The organism is Leptolyngbya sp. FACHB-261, assembly GCF_014696065.1.
Classification (GTDB): domain Bacteria; phylum Cyanobacteriota; class Cyanobacteriia; order FACHB-261; family FACHB-261; genus FACHB-261.
On sequence record NZ_JACJPL010000027.1, the window covers coordinates 724,163 to 748,357 of the forward strand.

The following is a 24,195-nucleotide window of genomic DNA, read 5'->3' on the forward strand; positions in this document are numbered from 1 at the left end:
ACGATTCATTCTCCACGGTCGGCTATTGAATCCATAGCCGACCTGGACTCACAAAATTCCCACCCTGTTGATGACTTGACCTATGTTTCAATTACTCAGTCCCTTGGCTCAGGCACTCCAACCTGTGCTTGTTCCCCTTTGCGCAGTTGTCGCTTGGACGCTGGTCCTATCAATTCTGTGGCAAGCCTGGAGTATGACTCAAAGTGGGGTTTCGACCTTGAGGCAGTTGCACCAGATTCCCTGCGCTAACTGTCAATTTTTCACTGGCGATTACCATCTTAAGTGCGCAGTTCGCCCTTCGGTTGCCTTAACTGAGGAAGCTATTGGCTGTTCTGATTACTATCCTTTCAATAATCAAGCATCTGAGCGTTTTCGGTACTAATACTAAGTCAGTACCAATAGGTATCTGCGAGGCCGGACTGTTTGTACTTTCAAAAATCAGCTTAAAAACATCACTTGCGATTACCTAGGTATTGTGATTAGCATAACGGCATACAAAAGCCCGGTGAGCAAACTCGCCGGGCTTTTGTTTTTAACAAAGAATTCGAATTCAGAAGAACTAGATTGAGCGAGGTTGCTCACGGGAGCGACGATTGTTTCTATTAGATTCAGAAACCATCGAACGAACAATGCGCTGACCGATAGCCTGACCAATCTGGAACCAGACGGTCGTGCCAAGAAAATAGGCTAGGGCTAAGGCAAGCCCGAAGGAAACCCAGGGCGACAGCCCAAGCAGGCCAAAGATAGCTACCAAGAGCATGCTCACCCCGGCCCAAATTCCTATAAAGGGTAGGGAAAGCTGCAAGCTACCCCATTTAGGCAAGCGATTAGAAGCACTATCGTTAGACCAAGTTTTGACCTGCTGGCGTAGAATCGCGATGAAAGGAGCCGCGCAAGCCAAACTGGTCAGGAGCCCTGCTATCAGCAAAAAAGTTGGGGGCTCTGAGAACTTGGACAGAAAAATGTCATGGAGTAGCCCGGAGATCGCTTGAGCAGAAGTGTTGTCAGAGTCAGTCATTTTTGAAATCCAGGTTGAAAAACAACAGGTAAACAAAAAGCGAAGAAGTTAGATGCGCTGACCAGGAGGCATGGAGCCAATAGAATCTCAACACTAAAGATCTCAAATCAAGCTAAGAAAGTTGCCATACATGACAAAGCAAAATGGCAAAACGCCAATCGAAGAAGCAATGCACATTCAAGCACAAAATCCTTCAACATCTTCTTGATCTAAAGCCGCTCCCATCTGAGCCAGTCATAGGGCTAAAGATCACTAATATCAACACCAAGCCAAGTCACACTCTAGACCTTCCATAGAAACTTGTATAGTCATTATTTCTGGATGATGGTACGAAGCGTTTGACGGCAAATCCTCCCATCGGCAGAGAGGTTTTTCTAGGAATATTTAATTAAATTAAGCTGAGAATTAATGATTCCGAAAACTCGAACTCGCTCCCTAGCTAGAGCGGTGGTGCAAGGCGCGGACAAAGCGAATTTCATCGTAGGTGTACTGCTCTCCCAAACACTCCCGAACTGGGGTTAAAGCCTCGCTTCCCAGCTTTTTGAATGTAGCCAAGATCACCTCATGGCGATCAGGTGAAACCAGTCGCTCCAGATCAGAAATTTCGCCCGCCTCAATTAAACTAGCTAGATGATCGGCAATTGTGCGGGCTTTGAGCTGACGCTGCTGAGCTATCTCTTCCAGGCTGAGCCCCTGCTGATACAGCTCTAGGGTCAGTTTTTGGGTTAGAGACGGAGAGCTGGCAACTGTATTAGTAGAGCCAATAATGGGCCCAGAGCCGAGCGCTCGTCCTAGCTCCGGCATCAAACCCAGAGGCAAGTCGTAGGCCTCACAATAAGCTCGAATCGCTTGTGTGAAAACAGCACTGTACGCCTCTAATTTGCGAGTGCCAACCCCGGGAATCTGTGCAAATTGAGTTTGCGAGTCCGGGCGCTGTTGAGCCATTGCCCGCAAGCTGGTGTCCGGAAACACTCCGTAGGGAGGTACACCGAGATCATCAGCTAAGCGCTTGCGCAGCGCTCGCAGATGTTGAAACAAGCCCTCAGAATCCACATCCAGTGCCTGAACTGGGCCAGATTCCTCTAAGCGAGGAGTAGCGGCACTGATGGGGATTGCAACCTGTACTTGGAGCTGTTGGCGTAGAACTTGCCAGGAGCCTTCGTTGAGTTTGAGGATGGAGTAGCCATCAGTTGCCTCTTCCAACAGATTTTGGTGCAGTAGGGCTCTGCCCAATCGTTGCCATTCCTCGACCGTTTGGTCCTGACCGATGCCATAGGTTGAGAGTTTCTCGTGGCCATGCCTGCGAATCTGCTGGGTGTTGGCACCCCGGAGCACGTCGATGATGTGTCGCATACCGAAGCGCTCTCTACACCTCGCTACGCAAGACAGAAATTTCTGCGCGTGAATGGTCCGGTCTTCTAGAGGTAACGGGCGCAGGCAGTTGTCGCAGTTCTTGCAGTTGCCGATCTGAAGAGTTTCGCCAAAGTAACTGAGTTGGATACGGCGGCGGCAAGTCGTGCTCTCTGCGTAGGCCATCACCTGGTTGAGCTGTTGCCGCGCGATGCGCTGCTCCTGTTCATCAGGCTTCTGGGTAATTAGGTATTCGACCTTGGCCCGGTCACCCGGACTGAAGAATAGGATGCACTGGGCAGTTTGGCTATCGCGACCTGCCCGCCCGGATTCCTGATAGTAGCCCTCCAGGTTACGCGGCAACTCGTAATGGATCACCGCTCGGACATCCGGCTTGCCGATGCCCATGCCAAAGGCAACCGTAGCAACCAGAACGGGGACATCATCACGAATAAAGCGAGACTGGTGTTCAGCGCGTTGCTCTCCAGACAAACCAGCATGGTAAGGCAGAGCGCTGATACCATCCCGATTCAAGCGTTCGCTCAAGAATTCAACACTCTTGCGGCTCTGACAGTAAATAATCACGGCTGCATCTGGTTGCTGCCGCAGCAGATGCACCAATTCTGCGTAGGAATCCTTGTGCTTGGCCCGGACTTCGTAATAGAGATTGGGCCGATTGAAGCTAGCAATGTGGACGTGAGGGTCTTCTAGCCTCAGCTGACTGAGAATATCCTGGCGAACTCGCTCCGTTGCCGTTGCGGTCAAAGCTAAGGCGGGCAGTCCAGGGTAGCGTTCGCGTACCCGAGCCAATTGCCGGTACTCCGGACGGAAGTCGTGCCCCCACTCAGAAACACAGTGCGCTTCATCAATGGCCAAGAGCGACAGCCCGACTCTGGCTTGGATCTGATCGAGGAGGGGCAGAAAACTTTCGCTGAGCAATCGCTCCGGCGCGACATATAGCAATTTGATCCGGCCCTGCAAAGCGGCTTGCTCACGCTGGGTGCGTTGCCCTGGCGTCAGGGAACTGTTGACATAAGTCGCCGCGATGCCGTTGTCCTGCAAGCGCTCGACCTGGTCCTGCATCAGCGCGATCAACGGCGACACGACAATGGTTAAACCCGGCAATAACAGAGCTGGCAGCTGATAGGTGAGCGACTTGCCTCCGCCTGTGGGCATCAGGATCAGCTGATCCTGGCCCTGGAGCACCTGCTCAACGATTTCACGCTGCCCAGGCCGGAAGCCATCGTGGCCGAAATACTGTTTGAGAACCGCTTCGAGCTGGGGGATGCCCTGCTCCAGACTGACTGCCGCTGAAAAAGCCATTGAACCCTGAATGCCTGAGGCTGATATTGTACAAGCTTGGACGAGCAAGCTTGCCAGCAAACACATGGGTTAGCAGCTGATCCATCAGCGTATCCACTAAGCCACGATTTCTCTGACAATTTCGAGCAGAGATGGCAGCAGTGGATTAGTTACAGTGGGGCTCCAAGCAATTGCTAACTCTAGTTCTGGCGTCGGCTCTAGTAGGTCTCTAACAACAACTCCAGCTTGTCCTACAGTCTGAACGGAGGCATGGATTAGGGTAATTCCAATCCCCACCGCAACTAAACCAAGAATGGTTTGTTGAGAAATGACCTCCTGCACAATTTTGGGACTAAACCCAGATTTTTGACATAGGCCAATAATTTGGTCATATAAAACTGGACCAACCTGCCGGGGAAACAGAACAAAAGACTCATTAGCTAGGACTTTTAGCGAGATAGGCTTGAGTTCTTGAGCTAACTCATGCGTGTCTGGCAAAACAACAACCAGTTTTTCGCGATCAATGGTTTCTAAGAGCAAAGTGTCATCGTCGATGGGCGGATGCAGTAAACCAGCGTGAATTTCACCAGCGCGCAGCGCTTTCACCTGTTCATTGGTTTGTAGCCGCTCTAAAGCAAGCTCTACTTTGGGATGTCTTTGTTTGAACTGACGCACGATTTTGGGAAGCACCTTATTTAAGGCAGGGCCTGTAAAGCCAATTGCCAACCGCCCGATTTCGCCTTGCCCCATGCGTTGAGCTAAGAGCACAGCTTGTTCGGCTTGTTTGAGTGTTTTTCTTGCCTCAATTAAGAACGCTTGTCCAATTTCTGTTAGACGCACTGTACGTTTAGTGCGGTAAAAAAGCTCAACGCCTAGCTCTGTTTCCAAGTCTCGAATCTGGCGGCTCAGAGGTTGTTGAGCGATGTGGAGCCGCTCAGCTGCGCGCCCAAAATGGAGGTCCTCAGCGACAGCAATAAAGTAGCGGAGATGTCGCAGTTCCATTTGAACCTTGCAGGTGTTAATCAGCGATCAAAAGTGTGTTGGACAGATTAAAACACGGCTTCTAGCGTTAGAGATAGGTCAACCATTCTCAGGAGGAACTACGCTCATGACCCTAGGCAAAATTCTGCAAGCCCAAGTGCAGCAGGCTGGTAGCTGCCCAGTTGTCGCCTCAGTTGTCGCCCCAGTTGTCGCCATACCGTTCGCTTTGCTTTTAGTAGGAGCAGGGGCATCAGTGCAAGCGCTACCCGCGCAACTGCCCAGCGCCCATCCAACTCCCTACAATTCAGGGTCAGCAGAAGAATCCCTAGTTGCCCAAGGGCGCGATCAATCCTCTTCGGCTCAGACTCAGGTAAGGCGCCAGGATTTCTATATTGCCAACGGACCAGCAAGCCGTCTGTTTATTCGCGAACTTCGATCAAGCCGGGCTTCAGATGGCATCCCGGTGTTGCTGATTCATGGAGGCGGTACTGGCGGTGTCGCGTCCTTTGATTTAGACGTACGGGGTTACTCACTGGCTGAAGACTTAGCGAGAGCGGGCCACTCTGTCTATCTAATGGATGTTCGAGGCTTTGGCAGATCAACCCGTCCTGCTTCCATGAGCCAGCCGCTCACAGCCAGTCCGCCCGCAGTGACCTCTGCCGAGGCAGTGGAAGATATCAGTACGGTGGTGAGTTGGTTGCGCGTTCGCAATCGAGGGCAACGCGTTGCGCTGATCGGTTGGGCCAGTGGTGGACACTGGGCAGGTATGTATACGAGTGGCAACAACCAGCAGGTCAGCCATTTAGTCATGCTCAATAGCCTCTACGGGGTTGATGCGCCTTGGCCATTGCGTGAGTCCTTTGAAGATCCCTCTCGGCCAGGCCAGTTCAACCCCAATGCTGGTGATCGACTGGCAACCGCTGAGGACTTGCTAAGCAGTTGGAATCGAGCCATCCCCACAACAGACAAAAGCCAATGGCGTGACCCCGCAATTGCTGATGCCTATCAACGAACTGCTCTCGCCAGTGAGCCAACCAGCAATCGTCAACCGCCCAGTTTGCGCATTCCAGGTGCATTTCGGCAGGATGCTTATAACCTCTCCCGAGGTCAAAAATATTGGCAGGCGTCAGATATTTGGGTGCCGACGCTGGTGATTCGCGGCGAGCGTGATCACTGGTCAAGACCTGAAGACTTAACTGCGCTACAAGCTGAGTTGGTGAATGCTCCTACTGCCAGAACCGTCTCGATTCCCGATGGTACACACTTCCTATTCCTAGACCGACCGGAGCGGGGACGGGCTCGTTTTCTTCAGGAAGTATTGTCCTTCTTAAAGTAGCAACCAGTTCGAAAGCGCTTTGCAGCAGATTGAGAAAGCTGCTGCAAGAACAGCATTTCAAGCTCTTTTTCTTAATGTCTTGACTCAATCTTCAAAATATTTAGCCGCTACACAGGCTGACTTTTAATAGATTTGCACAATAGAGCTACCCCACAAATCTTGGGCTCAGACTTTGAATACAGATAAGTGTCTATAAGAATTCTAGAGACTTTATTTCATGTTTTATTATGTTCCTAGTATTGGCTTGACACAGACGATTGACAGCTCAAGGCATCAGATCGAAAATGATTCTCGAAACGCTATTAGCTAGGTAGGATGCCTCCTAAGGCAGATGGTTCCTCTGCTGTCGAGCAGCTAAGCTCGGGTGGCAATCAATAATACAACTTAACAAAGAAAGTTTAACCTTACGAATTAGGAGCCTGCCAACGTGATTTCGCAGTGGCGAAATCCGCTCCCACTCGGGGAGTACACTACGAGCCGGGTCGTCGTCTACTTCTACAGTGGCAGCTGGATTCCAATAATGTTCTGTCGGCTTGGCGAAGCTCTTATTCTCTGTCGTAAAGCAGCACAGACAGGAGAGCAGCTTTTCGTCTTTCCGGCTGATACAAATCCACAGGAATTTGACGCCTCTCCCCAAACCCTTGTGCATAAGGTAGAGAACGCCAAGCAAGCCACTGAAGCTCCTCAGGCCGCTGCCAAGAAAGAGCCTAGAGAAAAAGAAAAGGTCCCTTTTCAGCCAGCTCAGGAGTTCCGACAACACCAGTTGGAAACCAAAGTAAAGGCGAGGTTGCATGCAAAGCCTTTGACGTTTTGATCAATCCTGTTTTGCTAAGCTCAGAGGCAAATGGCAAAACGAGACAAAACCGTTCCTCTTACAGGGCCGGAGCTGGTCAAAGAAGTTTGTCGGCTCATTCGGCTAGCACGCGTTCAATGGGACGCCCACAACAACGCGGCTTGTCGGCGCGAACGTAGCCGCGCTTTAGCTCTTTACAACACCCTCACACCAGAGCAAAAGGACCAGATTCCTCAGGTTCTGCGAGTGTGGCTGCGCTACCGCAGCGAAAAATACTTTGGCTTTGAGCAGAACAAGTCTAAGAAAAAGCGCTCCACTGACCAAACGCAACAAGACCAGACTCAGCAAGCGCAAGTTAACCAAGCACAGGCAAATCAGGCTAAAAACCAAGATAAAAACCAGGGCAAGAGGCAAGGCAAGAGACAAAGCAAAAGTCAGGCAAAGGGCCAGCGCGACGATCAGACTGAAGGCAACCCAGCGAACAATCGGAGCCAATAGGCGTCAAAATCTCCGATAGAGCTTGAGAGTAAACGGTCAATGCGACGACCTCGGATCCGAAGACAGTCGATCTGGCGAGATTGGCTGAATGTAGTCTGGCCTATTTTCTTATGTGCTTCCCTCGTGCTGGGCTTAGCCCTGGTCAGCCGCGCCCAGCCAACACTAGGACTGGTCCCAGCCGCACCAGAACTACGGGGGACTTGGCTCACCAACATCGACAGCGAAGTGCTGTTCTCAGCGCCTCAAACTCGCTCAGCCTTAGAGCGGTTGAAGCAGCTCAACTTCAATACGGTGTATCCCACGGTCTATCAAGGCGGCTACACCCTCTACCCCAGCCGAGTTGCTGAACGCACGTTGGGTCATCGCGTCGATCCTCATCCGGGCCTACAACGACGAGACATGCTCCTGGAGGTAGTCAGGCGAGGACACCAGTTGGGCTTGAGTGTATTGCCCTGGCTGGAGTTTGGCCTCATGGCACCTGAAGTCTCTACCCTGGCGGCTCGCCATCCTGACTGGTTGACCCAACGACAGGACGGCTCGCAAGTGGTTATGGAAGGCAAGGACCGACGGGTCTGGCTTAATCCTTTTCATCCCGGCGTACAACAGTTTATGGTGTCGCTGGTCGACGAGCTAGCCGCCAACTACAACATCGATGGTCTACAACTCGATGACCACTTCGGTTTGCCAGTCGAATTGGGCTACGACCCTTACACGGTCCAGTTGTACCGGCGCGAGCGCGGACAACTCCCGCCCAGTGACTACCGTGACCCGGCCTGGATGCGTTGGCGTGCTGAAAAGCTCACCGCGCTGATGAGACGCATTTTCTACACTCTTAAGCGTCGGCGTCCAAGAGCGCTCATGGCCCTCTCTCCAAATCCTTGGGAGTTTTCGTACCAAAACTACCTGCAAGATTGGCGCGATTGGGAGCGACGGGGCTTGGTGGAAGAACTGATTGTCCAGGTCTACCGCAGTGATCTGGAGCGCTTCAGGCTGGAACTGGGTCGACCAGAACTACAGCAAGCCGCAAGCCACATTCCAGTGGGCGTGGGAATTCTCGCTGGGCTCAAGAACCGTCTTTCGCCATCTGAGCAGATCCAAGCCCAGGTGGAGTTAGCCCGTAGTTCGGGTTTAGCTGGCGTTTCGTTCTTCTTCTACGAAACGCTTGCTCAGCAGGATGACACACTCAAAGCCCTATTCCCCACGCCAGCGTCGCGCCCTAGCCTGCAGTCTTCGCCTAAGCCTTAAAGATCTGGTAGTTCTGTCTGGTGGAGATCCTTGAGGTTAGGCATGTCCATGACCGCCGCGTCGCTGGGGTCACCCCGCAACAAGCGCTGCGTCAACAACAGCCCGGTAATGGTCCAAGTCTGATAGGAGCGAGCTTGTAGCCCAATCCATAAACCCGTAGGACCATCAAAATACTCCGGCCAGTTTTGCTTGGGCAGACGCTTGAGCAGCACCTTGTAGGAGTCCTCCAGCGTCATCATCATCACCTCGTGGAACTCTCGGTTTTTACTGCCTTCGAGGCTGTCCTGGCACTCCTGCTGGTTGCGGACCACCGCCAGGACTAAGAACCACAGCAGACAGGGCCAGTGGCCGCCGTTGTGATAAGACCAAGCCACATTCTTCTGGTCAAACCCAGTCTGGTTTTCCCAATCCACACCATCTAGGGGCGGATGGCAAATGCGCATCGGCAGCTGGGCCATGAGTTCGTCCCGGTTCTGATAAATCAGCCGGAACAAGGCATGGCGTTGCGTGCGCCCCAATAAGCCGAAGATAGCGCCCAAGCAATTGCCTAGAGTGAAAAATCGAAAATCAGGACGGCCTGTACGTAGATTGCCTAACAGATAACCGCCATCACGGCCCAGCCAGGTTTGCAGCCAAACTGGCACAGTATTGGCGTTGATGTTGTATTCATTGGCAATTAAGTCCCCGTACTGCTCAGTGGGGTGGCGGCGCAGAACTTGTACCGTTGTGGCGTTGACCCAGTAATAAGTCAACAGGTAGCGGCGTAGGCGGCGCAACCAGGCCAATGTGCGTCTGAAACGGTCGATCATCCGGGCGTCCTCACCTTGAGGCTGGCGCAGATAAGCGAGACGATTACCAGGCATCGAGACAAGCCCTCGTGCTGATAGGGCTTTACGAATCAGACCGGCAGAACTCAGCAGAGCACCATACAGCAGCACCTGAATCTCGAGTGGCGCCCCCCACACATCTAAGGGTCGGTCGATCATGAAGGCGCCGTCAGGTACGCGCAAGGTGGGAACATCATGAAACTGAGGGTGCAAAATCAGGTTCAGAAAGCGGCTAATCCCCCGTTGCACAGGCTCACTAACCGCCCATTCTTGATCGTCAGTGTGTTGGACATAAATGTGAGCGAGGATCGGCCACCAGAGCGTGGCATCCACGGAGCTGACGCGTCCAATTGCTCGTTGACCGTAGTCAGCCACAATGCGTCCATTTTCCTCAAAGAAACTGGTGGGAAAGATGCCCGCAGTCTCGTCTTTAGTGCTCTGGAGCTTGAGCATTTGATTGAGGAAGTTACGCACAATGTCGCCACGACCATCCAGCAGGAAATAAATCATCGTCGGGATGTTATCCCGGATAAAGATCTCCGTATAGTTCAGGTCAGGCTCGCTAATGTCTGCATCTAGACCCCGACGAATAGAACGGGGAATAGCAGCCAAAGTACCGACTGGTTGTCCCTGAATCTCGACTAAAGCTTGCTTATACAAAAGTTCACAAGCAGTTTGGATAACGTCAGATTCACGGCTTAGTCGGCGGTTATCCCATACGGCAATAGGCAGGTCCATTTGCAGCTCACTAGGGGGGCTATAGGGCAAAAGTAGATACCAGCGTTTCTACAAGCAAGCAGTTATGCACTGCTTGCCTGCAGCGTGGAGCAAGTACTCCGTGCCGAGCACACGCCCTCGCAAATCTTTGCTGAACGAACTTAGTCTATGACAGTTATCGTTAAACAACTGCATAATCTGAAATTAATTTATTAATTAATTTATAGCTAACTCCTATATACGCAATCATGCACGTACGGGATACGTGGGATTTAGCGTATAGCCGCATTTAATTTGCATGTGTTTATAAGTTTTTAGTCTCTATACAGGCGTTAGCTCTTGACGCCCGACCTAGGGCTAATCAAACTTAAGATCGTGAGAATTAGGGGCTGACATCCTAAGTCAACCCCACTCCTCTGTGCACCTTGTAGGCCTACCTTGATACTCAGTTAGCCTTAGATCTCTGGCAACTCGGTTTCACAGAGATCCTTGAGACTGGGCATATCCATCACCGCCGCGTCGCTGGGGTTACCTCGCAACAAATGCTGCGTCAACAACAGCCCGGTAATGGTCCAGGTCTGGTAGAAGCGAGCTTGTAGCCCAACCCATAAACCCGTAGGACCATCAAAATACTCCGGCCAGTTTTGCTTGGGCAGACGCTTGAGCAGCACCTTGTAGGAGTCCTCCAGCGTCATCATCATCACCTCGTGCAGCTCCCGCTGTTTGCTGCCTTCGAGGCTGTCCTGGCACCCTTGCTGGTTGCGGACCACCGCCAGGGATAAGAACCACAGCAGACAGGGCCAGTGGCCGCCGTTGTGATAAGACCAAGCCACATTCTTGCGGTCAAATCCGGTTTGGTTTTCCCAATCCACGCCATCCAGAGGCGGATGGCAAATGCGCATTGGCATCTGGGCCATGAGTTCGTCCCGGTTCTGATAAATCAGCCGGAACAAGGCATGGCGTTGGGTGGTGTTGAGAAGTCCGAAAATCGCCCCCAAGCAGTTGCCGAGGGTGAAGAAGCGGAAATCAGGACGGCCTGTGCGGATATTTCCCAGCAAGTAGCCGCCATCACGGCCTAGCCAGGTTTGCAACCAAACTGGCACGGTATCGGCGTTGATATTGAACTGGTTGGAGATCAGGTCGCCATACTGCTCGGTTGGGTGGCGGCGCAAAACCTGCACCGTACTAGCATTGACCCAGTAATATGTCAACATGTGGCGGCGCAGACGACGCAACCAGTCCAAGGTGCGCTTGAAACGGTCGATCATCCGGGCATCCTCACCCGTAGGACGACGTAGATAGGCCAAACGGTTGCCAGGCATCGACACTAGGCCGTGCTCAGAAAGCGCCAACCGGATCAGGCCAGCAGAACTGAGTAGGGCACCATAGAGCAACACTTGAATTTCGAGCGGGGCTCCCCACACGTCCAAGGGCCGGTCAATCATGAACGCACCATCGGGCACGTGGAGCGTTGGAGCATCCCGAAACTGAGGGTGCAAAATCAGGTTCAGAAAACGACTGATGCCCTGCTGCACCGGCTCACTGGTCGCCCAGGCTTTGTCACCGGTGTATTGAACGTAGATATGGGCGAGGATCGGCCACCAGAGCGTGGCATCCACAGAGCAGACACGCCCAATCGCTCGTTGACCATAGTCAGCCACAATGCGCCCATTTTCCTCGAAGAAACTGGTGGGAAAGATGCCCGCAGTTTCGTCCCTGGTGCTCTGGAGCTTGAGAACTTGATCGAGGAAGTTGCGCACAATGTCGCCACGACCATCTAGCAGGAAATAAATCATCGCCGGGATATTATCCCGAATAAAGATTTCGGTATAGTTCAGGTCAGGCTCAGCGGCTACCGACTGCCCTCCCCGGCGAATGGATCGGGGGATGGCAGCTAGGGTGCCGACCGGCTGTCCCTGAACGCTAACCAATGCTTTCTCGTACAAGAGCTCACGAGCCGTCTTGATAACGTCTGTCTCACGGCTCAAACGGCGTGGATCAAATACGGCAGTAATCGGCAGGTCCATCTGCTTTCCGAGGGGGGCTATGGGGCAAGATCAAAGGCTGTAATGCAAACGTTCAAAGGTCAGTGCCATGCAGCGCCAACCTTCAGAGAGGATCGCATTTCTCCTATATTAAAAACTCATCAAGCACTGTGCACAGACTTTGGCCCAGTCTCCACAGAGTCTTTAATAATGGAGGCAATAAGACTGTCTTCAGTCTCTCTTGGTTTTGTTAGGTCAAGTTTCCGTAAAATTACGGAAATATCTATAGACAGCGTTCTTATACACCCCTAAACTAATGTGCTGCCTATCCCCATCGATACTGCCCGCAGCCCTAGGTTACGGTGATCTATCTCACTAATTAATTCAAGCGTAACCGATTTATTGATACTGCCGACGAAATTCACTGGGGCTAATTCGCATTGGCTGATCTGGATTCCAGATGCCAAGCCCTAGCAAACGCGCTCGCTCCTGGGCACGTCGCAAGCGTTCCTCATACTTGAGATTGGGGGGACGAAGTACTGCCAGAGCATAACCTTCAGCAACTAATTTTTCGTTCACCAACAGCTCACCAACCCAGATGTAGGCCAATTTACGGCCAAATCGATCTTGCGGTTGCACGTCGAATTCCAGCAACACAGGCTGGCTTTGAGAGCGGACCGATTTAGGACCAATCAAATCGTCCAAAAATCGCTGTGCTTGCAAGCCCCAGGGCCGTTGTTCCAAATCCGGTGCATCAAGACCAATCAACTGCACTCGCTCGGTCAAGCCTGGTGTGGCCTGAGCACTGACAACATCCAAAGCCTGAGCATTAATCACGCGTTGCACCTGCACCACTTGGGTGGCATGGTCAGGGTCAGGACGCACTAAAGCTTTCTGACAAGCGGTCAGCCATAAACTCAGCCCAATTGCTGCAATGACCCAAAGCGCAACCGCTCGCCCAGGTTTCAGGCGGCTAGTCTTCCTCAAGCGGTAGTCCAAAGCGAACCCGCCCTTTACCGAAGTAACGCCCAAATTGAAGTTCGTAGACCTCATCCTCGTCTTGGGTTTCGACTTCCAAATCTGAACAGGGATAGGCAACGCATAACAACGCGTAGCCCTGCTGCCGTAGCCCTGGCGATAGTCCCATCGCCTCAGGTTGGTAAATTTCTCCCGCTAAAATGCGCACAGCACAGGTTGTACAGGCTCCATTACGGCAGGCAAAAGGCAGATTTGCACCCTGGTTTTCAGCACTGTGCAGAATGTAGCGATCCTCTGGCACCTGAACAGTGTAATGAGTGTCAGCAGCTCGGTGGTGAATCTTGACTGTGTGAGTGCGTTTTGGCTCAGACGCCGTAGGTTCAATCGGAGGCATGGACTTTGAGCAGAAACCCTTTGCAGTCTTCTCATCCTAACGGTTGAGTGCAACTTAACGCTGCCTTGCACTCAATTGCGATAAAGACTGTCACGAAGACTGCTCAAAACCCTACGTCGGATCCTGTTGTCACTCACAGAGCACTGTGGAGCTAGTGCTCTGTGAAAAACATCTTTATCCTGCCTGTTAAGAACTTGAAACCTGGAAGTGTTTCACAGGATCCACTAAGCAAAACAAGTAGCTGAATAAGTCAACTTTGATTGCAAAATTCTGACCTTCAATACGGGTCGATTAAAGGCGAGAAACTAGCCGCAAGCTCAGTCGAATTTTGATCAGAAATGGAGAAGATCGAGCGAATTAAGATTTGGATACTGAGGTCGCTTACATAGACCCGTTGACGCCAAAATTTATTGATAAGAAAAGTTTACTCAGGCTTTTATGACCTGCTCAAACTGACGCACAATCAGACGCTGCATCGCTAAGATCGCTGGATTGATTTCCACATAACGACGATTGGGTTCGTTCTGGTAAGTTTGCTGCTCATCCTCCATCATCTCAATATCCTGCACAAGGAACTTCATCAGAACCCAATTCACGACAATAGAGCGAATCAGAGGTTTGAGCGGATTGAGAAAACGAGGAATTTTGACTTTAAAAAAGAACAGACCGAAAGAATGGCTCTCGTACTCATTGACTGGCATTCGCAGCAGATACAGCCGGGAGAGATTGCCTAAAGAGCTGCGTAGGTGAGGGTAAATGTACTCGATAGTGATGCGCTGAGTTGTGACTTGGTTACCACGCTCGCTGAGGCCCAGTAGGGGTGCCAACCAGTTCTGATAAGTGACATCGTACTGAGCTTGAACTAGGTCAGGCGTTTCTTGAAGCTTCACCAACTTCGTGTCGTACCAAGCCTGATGTTTGGCATGAAGATGTCCATGAAATACATCCATGGTGTTCTCGTTGCAGATAGAGAAGTGTGCCTTGAAATGTGCCTCTAGCAACACATCTAGCCAGCCATCCTCTTCAGCTTGAGGAACGTCGAGCACCATTTTTTGGTCCGCCAGTTCCGGGGCGCCAGGAAAAATCCAGATCAGTCCGTAGCGCTCCTGCACCGGATAGCTGCGGACTGATGCCCGAGGCAACTTTTGTCCCTCAGGTAGGTAGGGAATCGCCGCACATTCGCCACTGGCGCCGTCGTACTCCCAGCCGTGGTAGGGACAAACCAGATGGCAGCCTTGCACTGTGCCCTTGTGCAGGGATACCCCCTTATGAGGGCAGATGTCATCCAGCACATGAACCTGCCCCTGATTGTCTCGGAAGACCGCTAGCGACTGTCGCCAGAACACGACCGGTAGCACCTTCTCAGGTTGAAGTTGAGCGCTACGAGCAATGGCATACCAATGATTGGGGTTGATCCCCACTTCACGGACAATGTTGCGGACGGTCTGATCTCTGAGGGCTGTCTCTAGTTCCACGCTTGAGTTCCCTGGCTGCTTGCCCAGCGCATTTCTGCCCAGCATACTACCAAGGCCGTTTAACAGAGCAAGCTGCCCTCAACTACTCACCAAACTTGCTGAGGGAGTGATGATTTCAGCTCTGCTCGCTTGCCTGCTCAGCCTGACGGACAATCACACGCTGCATCGCTAAAACTGCTGGATTGATCTCGACATAACGGCGCTCAGGGTTGGTTTGGTAAGTCGATTGCTCATTTTCGTTCATATCTAGATCCTGCAAGAGAAACTTCGTCAGCACAAAGCGACGAATCAGGTAGCGAATGAGCGGTTTGAGGGGTTTGAGAATACCGGGAACTCTGACTTTGGTAAAAAACAAGCTAAAGGAGTGACTTTCGACATCACTCACGGGGATTCGCAGCATATAAACCCGCGAAACATCGCCCACGACGCTACAAATGTGCGGGTAGAGGTATTGAATGGTGACCTGCTGGCTACTGACCTTGTCGCCCCATTTACTCAAGCCCAACAGGGGAGCCAACCAGTTGTTGTAGAAGACCTGATAGTGCGCTTGAACAGTGTCTGACGTCTCCTCCAGTTTCAGCAACTTAGTGCCGTACCAAGCTTGGTAATTGGAATGCAAATGTCCGTGAAACATATCCATCGTGTTCTCATTGCAGATGGAAAAATGCGCCCAGAAACGGAAATTCAAGACGACATCTAGCCAGTCTTCATCGCCATATTGAGGAATGTCGATCAAAGCCTTCTGCTCAGCCAGGGCGGGGTCCCCTGGAAAGATCCAGGCCAAGCCGTAGCGCTCCTGGACTGGATAGCTCCGGACCGAGGCCCGAGGCAGCTTTTGTCCTTCCGGCAGGTAGGGAATTGCCGTACAATGCCCACTGGCTCCGTCATACTCCCAGCCGTGGTAGGGGCAGACCAAATGGCAGCCTTTCACCGTGCCCTTGTGTAGTGACACCCCCTTGTGGGGGCAAATGTCATCTACCGCATGGATTTGTCCGTTCTGGTCTCGAAATACCGCAAGCGGCTGCTTCCAGAACCTAGCAGACAGGATTTTGCCCAGTTTGAGGTCCTGCGAACGGGCGACAGGATACCAGTAATTGGGATTGACGCTGGCTTTGCGGGCCGGATTGCGAGCAACTTGGCTCTCAAAAATTGTCTCTAATTCCACGCTGACTTCTCTGCCTTTTTGTGCCCAGATATTATCAGAAGCGATTTGTCAGGAGTGAGTATGGTCTTTTTGTCTTTTGGTCTAGCCTTTGCCGCAGCGTTCGTGCTGGGCAGTTTTATCGAGTATTGGGTCCATCGCCTGATGCACGCTAATGCTCGCATCGGCAAGCGTCACCGCGATCATCACCGTCGTAACGAGGCTCAAGGGGCTTTGCCTGAATTCAGAGACTACTTCGTGGGCACCGTATTTCTGATGCCCTGGCTCTACCTGGTGTCCCTGTCTGCCGGAACTGGCTGGCTATTGGGCGCCTTAAGCTATGCGCTGTTTTCAGCCTACGCGCATCAACTCCAACATGAGAATCCCATTGGCTGCTTTTGGATGCGTCGTTTGCCGGTGCATTACGTCCATCACAAATACAATCAGTGGCACCACAATTTCGGATTGGGTGTTGACTGGTGGGATCACGTCTTTGGCACCTACCAGCTAGTGGAATGGGAAACCGAGCAGGAGCAAGCCAAGAGCCACTTGGGCCAATTTGAGATCCGCTGGTGGTAGCCAGGCTATTTGGGCTTAACCTTTTGCCCGCTTGCCCGTTTGCTTGCCTTAATGGTTTGCTATCTCAATTTGGCAGCAAATTTGACAGATTTTTGACTAGCTAGCCTATACGTTTGCTGCACGTTTGCTGGCTCACAATCATGCAGGTGAGCATAATTGCTGCTCCCCAGCAATTTGTGGAACAGGAAAGTTCAAAAGGTTCAAACTCTCAAAGACCCTCAAGGACACAAGAAACCCAGAGTGATCCCGAAGATCGAGTGGAAGCTTTTGTAAAAAAGGTTGCGATCTCAGATAACTCCCGACACAATTGCTGAGGTAAATGCCACGCGACGGTGTCGCCATCTCCGGAGGGTTCCTATGCAGCCGATTCGTACCTTCAACGTTACGCCGGCTCTGCCGGAGCGTTTGGAGCCCTTGCGCAAGTTAGCCTATAACCTGCATTGGGTATGGAATGTCGAGACGACTAGCCTCTTCCGTCGTCTCGACCCAGACCTATGGACCTCCAGCCGCCATAACCCAGTTCTGATGCTGGGAACCATTAGCCAAGAACGGTTGCAGGAGGCAGCGGAAGACGAAGGCTTTCTAGCCCAGATGGAACGAGCCGCTCGCCAGTTTGATGACTACCTGCAACGGGGCACCTGGTATCGCAAGCAGCGTGGTGTCAATGCTGCCGAAAACGAGTGCTACGCCTATTTCTCAGCTGAGTTTGGCCTGACCGACTGTCTGCCTATCTACTCTGGCGGCTTAGGAGTCTTAGCCGGGGATCACCTGAAGTCAGCCTCCGACCTAGGGCTGCCACTGGTGGGCGTGGGGCTTCTGTACCAGAAAGGCTACTTCTCTCAGTACCTCAACGCCGATGGCTGGCAGCAGGAGCGCTACCCGATCAATGATTTCTATAATCTGCCCCTACATCTAGAACGCAACCCGGACGGCTCCGAGTTGCGGATCTCCGTTGATTTTCCTGGGCGTCAAATCTTGTCTCGGGTTTGGCGAGTGCAGGTGGGAACCGTGCCACTCTACCTGCTCGACACCAACATTGAACTCAATAGTCAGTACGACCAAGACATTACCGACTATCTCTATGGCGGCGACATCGACCTGCGCATCCATCAGGAAATGATGCTGGGCATTGGTGGCGTCAAAATGCTCAAGGCGTTGGGGCTGAATGTGACCGCCTTCCACATGAACGAGGGCCACGCTGCCTTCCTCGGCCTTGAGCGGATCCGCACGATGATCCAGGAAGACGGCCTTACTTATGACCAAGCCCATCAGGTCGCTCAATCCAGCCAATTATTTACCACTCATACACCAGTCCCAGCAGGTATTGACCTGTTTCCAGTCGAGAAGATTGACTACTACGTCGGTCACTACGCCCAAGTCTTCGGCCTGCAAAAAGAGGAGTTTCACGCTCTAGGACGGGAAAACCCCAGTGACCTGAAGGCACCCTTCAGCATGGCTGTTCTAGCAATCAACATGGCGACCTTCATCAATGGCGTCGCCAAATTGCACGGCGTGGTCTCACGGTCCATGTTCAAGGGATTATGGCCTCAGCTACCAGTCACAGAAGTGCCGATCACCGCCGTTACAAACGGCGTTCATGCCCGCACCTGGGTTCATGAAGATACTCAGGACCTCTACGGGCGTTACTTGGGTCCTCGCTGGTCTGACGCTCCGCCTGAGGACGAACTATGGTCCCGCGTGAACAGCATCCCCGATGAAGAACTCTGGCGCAATCACGAGCGTTGTCGGGCTCGTCTCGTGGTCTTTGCCCGCGAGCGGTTGCAAAAACAACTACGCGACCGAGGTGCTTCTCCCTCTGAGATCGCCCAAGCCGGTGAGGTTCTAGATCCCTACGCGCTCACTATTGGCTTTGCTCGGCGCTTCGCCACCTACAAGCGTGCCGCCCTGTTCCTACGTGATGTAGATCGCATCAAGCGTCTGCTCCTCAAAAAGGACCAGCCTGTCCAATTCATCATGGCGGGTAAAGCTCATCCCAAGGACATCCCCGGCAAGGAGCTGATTCGCCAGATCGTTCACTTCCTACGCGACGAGGGCGTACGCGCCCGCATCGTCTTCATGGAAGACTACGACATGCACGTTGCCCGCTTGATGGTTTCCGGTTGTGATGTTTGGCTGAACACCCCTCGGCGCCCTCGCGAAGCTTCTGGAACCAGCGGCATGAAAGGTTCGATGAACGGCTTGCTCAACCTCAGTGTTCTTGATGGTTGGTGGGATGAAGCTGACTATGTCCGCACCGGCTGGTCCATTGGCAAAGGGGAAGACTACGACGATCCTGACTATCAGGATGAAGTCGAATCCAATGCGCTCTACGAGCTGTTAGAGAAGGAAGTCTGTCCCCTGTTTTACAACCGGGGCGAAGACGGCCTGCCTCGGGGTTGGGTCGCCAAGATGAAAGATGCCATCCGCCTCAACTCCCCCGTTTTCAACACCGCCCGCATGGTTCGGGACTACGCACTCCAGGGCTACTTTCCAGCCAGCGATCGCTACCACACCATGACTGCTCAGAAGCACACCGCAGCTCGAGAGCTTGCTAGCTGGAAAGCCAAACTGTTCGACCACTGGTACAACATTCGCATCGAAGATATTGATATTTCGGTCGATGAGCGCAACCCAGCAGCTGTACCGTCCGACCTGCGAGTGGATCAAAGCGTTGCTGTGAAAACTCGTCTGAATTTGGGACCACTCAGCCCGGATGATATTCAGGTCGAGCTTTACCAGGGTTCTGTCAATGAAACTGGCGAGATCGTGCAGGGCAAAGCAACCCCTATGGTTTGCCAAGGCACAGATTCTCAGGGCAGTAGTATCTACACCGGCACGCTGTCCTACACCAGCAGTGGTCTACACGGGCTGACAGTCAGGGCCTTGCCTCGTCATGTTGACTTGAGCAACGCCTATGAACCTCGGCTCATTCTCTGGGCTTAATCACCGCTAGCCAGTGGCTTAGCTAGCTGGTGAGAGCTAGCTACGTAGAAATCGGGAAAGGGGGACACTGCCTAGCAGTGTCCCCCTTTAGGATTTGCTAGCTTTGCTAGGCTTCTTCTACTCTGGGCATTCTGATGAACTCCCCAAAGCGCTCTACTAACTGAGGATCGCGCCAGCCTCGATTAGTTTCTTCTTGTAGGATGTTAAGCGCTTCTTCATGAGTGAAAGTGCGCTTGTAGGGACGCTCGCTAGTTAGAGCATCATAGATGTCGATAATTTGAAAAACTCTAGCCAGCCAGGGAATGTCTTGGCTAGCGAGCTGATCAGGATAGCCAGAGCCGTCCCAACGCTCATGGTGATAGCGAATAATTGGCAGGACGCCGCGCATGGTCCGTAGAGGGCGGCAAATACGCTCGCCGATCAGCACATGCTGCTTCATGATCACCCATTCCTCAGGGGTCAGGGCTCCTGGTTTGAGCAATACGGAGTCGGGAACGCCAACCTTGCCAATGTCATGGAGGTAGCCGCCCCACATTAAGTCTTTGACTTCGGTGCGGGAGAGCCCCAGGAACTCACCAAACGCTTTGCCCTGTTTCACCAGGCGTTCGCAGTGGTTGCCGGTATTAGGATCTCGGCTCTCGACTGTTTCAGCGATTGAAAATAAAACCTTTTCCGCGTGGTCCAAATCTTCGTTCAGGCGCTTCTGCTGCACGAGCGACTTCACCCGAGCACTCAGTTCAACCTGGTCGAAGGGCTTAGCCAGAAAGTCATCGCCCCCAGATTCGATCCCCAGAATGCGAGAGCGTCGATCATTCAGAGCCGTGATGAAGATGACCGGAATTAAGCGGGTTTGCTCGTCTTGCTTGAGGCGACGACAGACCTCAAAGCCATCCATGCCTGGCATCATGACATCTAACAGGACAAGGTCTGGATTCGCCTCAACAATACAGCTGAGGGCAACAGGACCACTTTCTGCCTCAATGACGTCATAACCCTCTGCCATCAGCAGAGCAACCGCAGTCAAGCGGCTAGGTTGGTGATCATCAACAACCAGAATGCGAGGCGCCCCTGCCTCAATAGTGCTCTCGGCACGAGAGGGGACAAGCTGAAGGCTGGGAACCTGATAGGAGGAGAGGGCCATAGAGTACTGCCTGCGCCACTGAATTGCAGTTCTTGCTTTAAAGCCCAGTATCCTTGAGGGCTAACACGCCTGAAATCAGGTTTTCCACTGAAGATTCCAGCGACTCTCCGGCTAGGGTTCAGAAACTCCCCTCATCACCACTGAGTAGCCAATTCAAAGAAACACCTAGGGCTTTAGCAAAACCCACGAGTTCCCAGTCGACAACTCGGCGCTTGCCGTTCTCGATCTGACCGATCTTGACGTAGTCCAGCTGAACACCGTGTCGACCCAGACGACTAGCGAGTTCTTCCTGGGTGAGCTGAAGACGCTCTCGCATCCAGCGGACACGAACCCCGATCAAGTTAGCGGGTTGAGAACTCTGGCGTTGCATAGCTCCTAATTATCCGCCTGGTTCATTTTAAATGGGCTCAATCGTCTTTATTGGTCGTCGATCGAAAACCGATCAAGAGATATTAAACCAGATTAGCCCCTTGAGACCCTCGCCAAGTTGCCAGCCAAGAACCAGTTTTAGCGGTGCGCCCCAGCGATAAGTGCCGGTGTGCCGAGAAACAGGGAAAATCTAAATATTCGTGTATTTGGATATTTACATATTTATGAATATGCCGTACTCTTGATTTAGGTTGCTGCTTTAGATTGCCTGGCTAAGCAAAGCGTGATCGATTTCCATTAATCGGTTAGTTCTTGCCAGGTCTCATGTCAAATTTGAGCATTTACTTTTCCGGAGTAGAGGCTTGCAGTTGTTTGAGGTACTTCCTATGGACCTAGCTCCCGTTGCTGTCAGAGACTCTGTAGACTGCTATCTAAACGAGATTGGTCGGGTTCCTCGGGTGAATTATGAGGAGGAAATTGCCCTATCACGCCAAGTTAGAGCCAAGGTAGCGATTGAGGCAGCCCGGGAACAACTGGCTGTAGCCTCAGGCGTGAGGCCAAGCCTTGATCAACTGGCGGAGCATCTCGGTCAAGAGCCTTATGAGATCCGGCGCACACTATGGCTGGGCAGTCAGGCCCAGCAGCGTTTGATTCGAGCTAATTTGCGACTGGTCGTTAGTGTGGCTAAGCGCTACGTCGGTCAGGGAGTGCCTTTTCTAGACCTGATTCAGGAAGGCAACATTGGTCTGATGCGAGCCACAGAGAAGTTTGACCCAGAGAAAGGCTATCGCTTCAGTACCTACTCTCACTGGTGGATTCGCCAGGGTATTACCCGAGCTGTAACCAATCAGGCTCGTACTGTCCGACTCCCCCTACACATGGTTGATAAAGTCCGAAAGCTGAAGCGGACTCTGAGGAACCTGAGTTTGACTCACGGCCGCCGTCCCACCGAGACAGAATTAGCCGACGCTATGGGTCTCAAGCTGAAAAAACTGCGTCTGATTCAGCAAGTTGCCCAGACCCCCGTCTCTTTAGATATGCCGGTGGGGGCTGAAGGCGATACCAGCTTGGGCGAGCTACTAGAAGACAGCCAGGCCCAGCAACCGTTCAAAGAGTTGCACGTTTACACAATGCGTCAAGAGCTGGAGCAGGCCCTGGCGGACTTAAAACCGCTTGAGCGGGAAATTTTGTCTCTGCGTTTCGGGCTAAACAGCAATGCTTGCCTAACCCTTCAGGAGATTGGTGAGCAACTTAACTTAACACGTGAACGAGTTCGGCAGTTGGAGAAAGTAGCCCTGCATAAACTTCGCCGCTCTCAGCAGCAACAGTCGCTCCAGCAGTACATTCGTTCCTAGCTCAGCTTCCGGTCAACCGCTTCAGGATAGAACGTAAGATCAAGTTACCTCTGCGCCACCTGCAGAGGTAATGTTTCACGGCCCGATACGGGCTGAAGCGGCGGCATGAGCGTACTCAATCGAGCCACCCAGCGGCGTCTTCAGCGGCTTAAGCAGATCTCTGCAATCTGGGAAGGGGATCAACGGCCTCTGCCTTCCCAGGTTGCACTGGGCGGAGCTGAGGAAGGGCTGCAATGCGTGCTGTGGGTAGATGTAGCCCAAAGTGCTGTGCGAGCTATGGATATGGTCGAGCTCGGTGCTGGACCCGAAGTCGTAGTCCGCACGCTCCTGAGAGCAATTGAAACGCCTCAGAGCCCAGCCTTACCAGCTCGCCCAAAACGGCTGCTGGTCCGCAACCGCGAACTACAATTCTTTCTGCGAGGGGTGCTCCAGGATCTGGGCATCACGGTTGACTATGCACCAGAGCTGCCTTTCATTGACGAGATTTTTGATGGTTTAGCGCAGCAGAGTAGTGCATCAACCCCAACTTTGCCGCCCGCAGCCGCCCAACCCCTATTCAACTTGGCTGAGCAACTTTGGCGGCGAGCTCCTTGGGAATTTCTGTGGGACCACGAGGTGATCAGCGTAGAAATTCAGTCCTGGGATACTGAACCTCTCTACGCCACAGTAATGGGACGACTAGGGATGGAGCGCGGGGTAATCTTCTACCGCTCTCGTGACTCTCTATTGCGCTTCCGACAGCAGATTGTTGACCAAGAGGACGATGATCACGATACCGAGGCGGTGTTTTTAAGCCAAGACTGCCTATTTCTACTCTTTGACCAGGTAGATGAGGTTGAGGAAGCTGATATTAGCTTCGCCAAAGCTTCCGGTTGGCAAATCTCTGAGGTTTATCCAGTTTTTGGTAGCCTGCATCCGCTTGAGGGGGGTCGGCCTTTTCTTTACGACGAAGAGGCGTCGGTACTGCAGGTTGCTCTGACTGCCTTGACTCGTTTTCTCAAGCAGCATACTCGCCAGCTAGAGACAGGAGACTTCCCAAAGCTGCAAAGCCAGTGTCGAATTCCGTCCCCTGTCTGGCGCGAGCCGGGACCCAATGGTCCTCAGCTTGTGGAGAGGGAGCTTAGACAGGCGGGTGAGCTGGTTACTGTAGCGGTCGAAACCCTGCCCAACTTGGCAGACAGCCTGGTGAACCTATCAGAACCGGATCTAGAAAGCGAGATGCTAGTGCTGCGGGAGGACTTACTCCCCGAAGATGCACTGATTAAGCTGGACACACTGCCCCGCATCCTGGTAGAGAGCCTACGACAAGATAGGCCTGTGGATTCAGGCACTGCCTCAAACCCGGTGATTGAGGGTGATCAATTACCAGTGCTGCTGGTTCAGACGTCTCGCCCCAAAGCTCTAGACCTAATCACTCAGATTAAAGAGGCTGGAGGACTGAAGGCAATCGCCTTTAACCCAGGTGAGTCTCTACTGGGTGATGTCTATGAGTTGGGGGTCATTCAAACCAACGACGGCAACTTGCACCTGTTCGGAGAGTTCGAGAATCAGGACCGAAGCTACACAAAAGCCAAGCGCCGGTGGGAGAAAACCTGTCAAAAAACCAGCGGTTACTGTGGCTTAGTTGTTGCCATGGGAGCAACAGGCCAGTCACGAGGCAATCCCCAACCCCGTCATCTGCTGGCTTTTTTTGATGCGCAAGCTCTGCCCGCAACAGAATTGGGACTAGGAGTTCTGCAGGCGCTTCCCTGGGTGGAGCCGGAATAAG

At 52.6% G+C, this 24,195-nt stretch carries 18 protein-coding genes; 7 read left to right on the forward strand and 11 right to left on the reverse strand.

Annotated features, from left to right (window positions below; genetic code table 11):
• Positions 1-559 precede the first annotated feature (559 nt).
• The 3 genes from H6F94_RS22955 to H6F94_RS22965 all read right to left on the reverse strand — a co-directional run bounded on the left by H6F94_RS22955 (position 560) and on the right by H6F94_RS22965 (position 4,672).
• A complete protein-coding gene (locus H6F94_RS22955; RefSeq protein WP_190804545.1) occupies positions 560-1,018 on the reverse strand; it encodes a hypothetical protein in 459 nt (152 codons plus the stop codon).
• 435 nt (positions 1,019-1,453) lie between these two features.
• On the reverse strand, positions 1,454-3,691 hold the full coding sequence (gene recQ, locus H6F94_RS22960) for a DNA helicase RecQ (protein ID WP_190804546.1): 2,238 nt from the start codon (positions 3,689-3,691) through the stop codon (positions 1,454-1,456).
• A 96-nt stretch (positions 3,692-3,787) separates the two neighbouring features.
• Positions 3,788-4,672 carry a LysR family transcriptional regulator gene (locus H6F94_RS22965; RefSeq protein ID WP_190804547.1) on the reverse strand — a complete coding sequence of 295 codons (885 nt, stop codon included), beginning with the start codon at positions 4,670-4,672 and terminating at the stop codon, positions 3,788-3,790.
• Between the two features lie 106 nt (positions 4,673-4,778).
• Here H6F94_RS22965 and H6F94_RS22970 point away from each other — a divergent pair, with 106 nt between their 5' ends.
• From H6F94_RS22970 to H6F94_RS22980, 3 genes are all read left to right on the forward strand, one after another.
• The gene (locus H6F94_RS22970) at positions 4,779-5,987 is read left to right on the forward strand and encodes an alpha/beta fold hydrolase (protein ID WP_190804548.1); all 1,209 of its coding nucleotides are present in this window, start codon (positions 4,779-4,781) and stop codon (positions 5,985-5,987) included.
• Positions 5,988-6,831: 844 nt separating this feature from the next.
• Positions 6,832-7,278 (forward strand): hypothetical protein, encoded by a 447-nt coding sequence (locus H6F94_RS32570; RefSeq protein WP_242041342.1) that lies wholly within the window; start codon positions 6,832-6,834, stop codon positions 7,276-7,278.
• A gap of 39 nt (positions 7,279-7,317) precedes the next feature.
• A complete protein-coding gene (locus tag H6F94_RS22980; RefSeq protein ID WP_190804549.1) occupies positions 7,318-8,523 on the forward strand; it encodes a glycoside hydrolase family 10-like protein in 1,206 nt (401 codons plus the stop codon).
• Here H6F94_RS22980 and H6F94_RS22985 read toward each other — a convergent pair.
• The 6 genes from H6F94_RS22985 to H6F94_RS33335 form a co-directional block, all read right to left on the reverse strand.
• On the reverse strand, positions 8,520-10,088 hold the full coding sequence (locus H6F94_RS22985; RefSeq protein ID WP_190804550.1) for a glycoside hydrolase 100 family protein: 1,569 nt from the start codon (positions 10,086-10,088) through the stop codon (positions 8,520-8,522). The two genes, H6F94_RS22980 and H6F94_RS22985, sit on opposite strands and share 4 nt — an antisense overlap.
• Before the next feature lie 434 nt (positions 10,089-10,522).
• Entirely contained in the window at positions 10,523-12,094 is a 1,572-nt protein-coding gene (locus H6F94_RS22990; protein WP_190804551.1) for a glycoside hydrolase 100 family protein, read from the reverse strand.
• A gap of 357 nt (positions 12,095-12,451) precedes the next feature.
• Complete coding sequence (locus tag H6F94_RS22995; RefSeq protein ID WP_199320585.1) at positions 12,452-13,039, reverse strand: thermonuclease family protein; 588 nt, start codon at positions 13,037-13,039, stop codon at positions 12,452-12,454.
• Positions 13,026-13,424 (reverse strand): 2Fe-2S iron-sulfur cluster-binding protein, encoded by a 399-nt coding sequence (locus H6F94_RS23000; protein ID WP_190804553.1) that lies wholly within the window; start codon positions 13,422-13,424, stop codon positions 13,026-13,028. Before H6F94_RS23000 ends, H6F94_RS22995 begins: the two co-directional genes overlap by 14 nt.
• Positions 13,425-13,852: 428 nt before the next feature.
• A complete protein-coding gene (locus H6F94_RS23005; protein WP_190804554.1) occupies positions 13,853-14,899 on the reverse strand; it encodes an aromatic ring-hydroxylating dioxygenase subunit alpha in 1,047 nt (348 codons plus the stop codon).
• A gap of 115 nt (positions 14,900-15,014) precedes the next feature.
• Positions 15,015-16,064 carry an aromatic ring-hydroxylating dioxygenase subunit alpha gene (locus H6F94_RS33335; protein ID WP_190804555.1) on the reverse strand — a complete coding sequence of 350 codons (1,050 nt, stop codon included), beginning with the start codon at positions 16,062-16,064 and terminating at the stop codon, positions 15,015-15,017.
• A 60-nt stretch (positions 16,065-16,124) separates the two neighbouring features.
• On the opposite strand from H6F94_RS33335, the gene H6F94_RS23015 reads away from it, so the two are divergent.
• The gene (locus H6F94_RS23015; protein WP_190804556.1) at positions 16,125-16,619 is read left to right on the forward strand and encodes a sterol desaturase family protein; all 495 of its coding nucleotides are present in this window, start codon (positions 16,125-16,127) and stop codon (positions 16,617-16,619) included.
• Between the two features lie 357 nt (positions 16,620-16,976).
• Entirely contained in the window at positions 16,977-19,562 is a 2,586-nt protein-coding gene (glgP, locus tag H6F94_RS23020) for an alpha-glucan family phosphorylase (protein WP_190804557.1), read from the forward strand.
• Between the two features lie 106 nt (positions 19,563-19,668).
• On the opposite strand, the gene H6F94_RS23025 is transcribed toward glgP, so the two are convergent.
• Together H6F94_RS23025 and H6F94_RS23030 are read right to left on the reverse strand one after the other, a co-directional pair.
• On the reverse strand, positions 19,669-20,703 hold the full coding sequence (locus tag H6F94_RS23025) for a response regulator (RefSeq protein WP_190804558.1): 1,035 nt from the start codon (positions 20,701-20,703) through the stop codon (positions 19,669-19,671).
• A gap of 118 nt (positions 20,704-20,821) precedes the next feature.
• Positions 20,822-21,073: a helix-turn-helix domain-containing protein gene (locus tag H6F94_RS23030; protein WP_190804559.1), complete on the reverse strand. Its 252-nt coding sequence runs from the start codon at positions 21,071-21,073 to the stop codon at positions 20,822-20,824.
• A 385-nt stretch (positions 21,074-21,458) separates the two neighbouring features.
• On the opposite strand from H6F94_RS23030, the gene H6F94_RS23035 reads away from it, so the two are divergent.
• Both H6F94_RS23035 and H6F94_RS23040 read left to right on the forward strand, forming a co-directional pair.
• Positions 21,459-22,427 (forward strand): RNA polymerase sigma factor, RpoD/SigA family, encoded by a 969-nt coding sequence (locus H6F94_RS23035; protein ID WP_190804560.1) that lies wholly within the window; start codon positions 21,459-21,461, stop codon positions 22,425-22,427.
• Between the two features lie 105 nt (positions 22,428-22,532).
• Entirely contained in the window at positions 22,533-24,194 is a 1,662-nt protein-coding gene (locus H6F94_RS23040) for a DUF6930 domain-containing protein (protein ID WP_190804561.1), read from the forward strand.
• The last annotated feature ends 1 nt before the right edge of the window (position 24,195 follow it).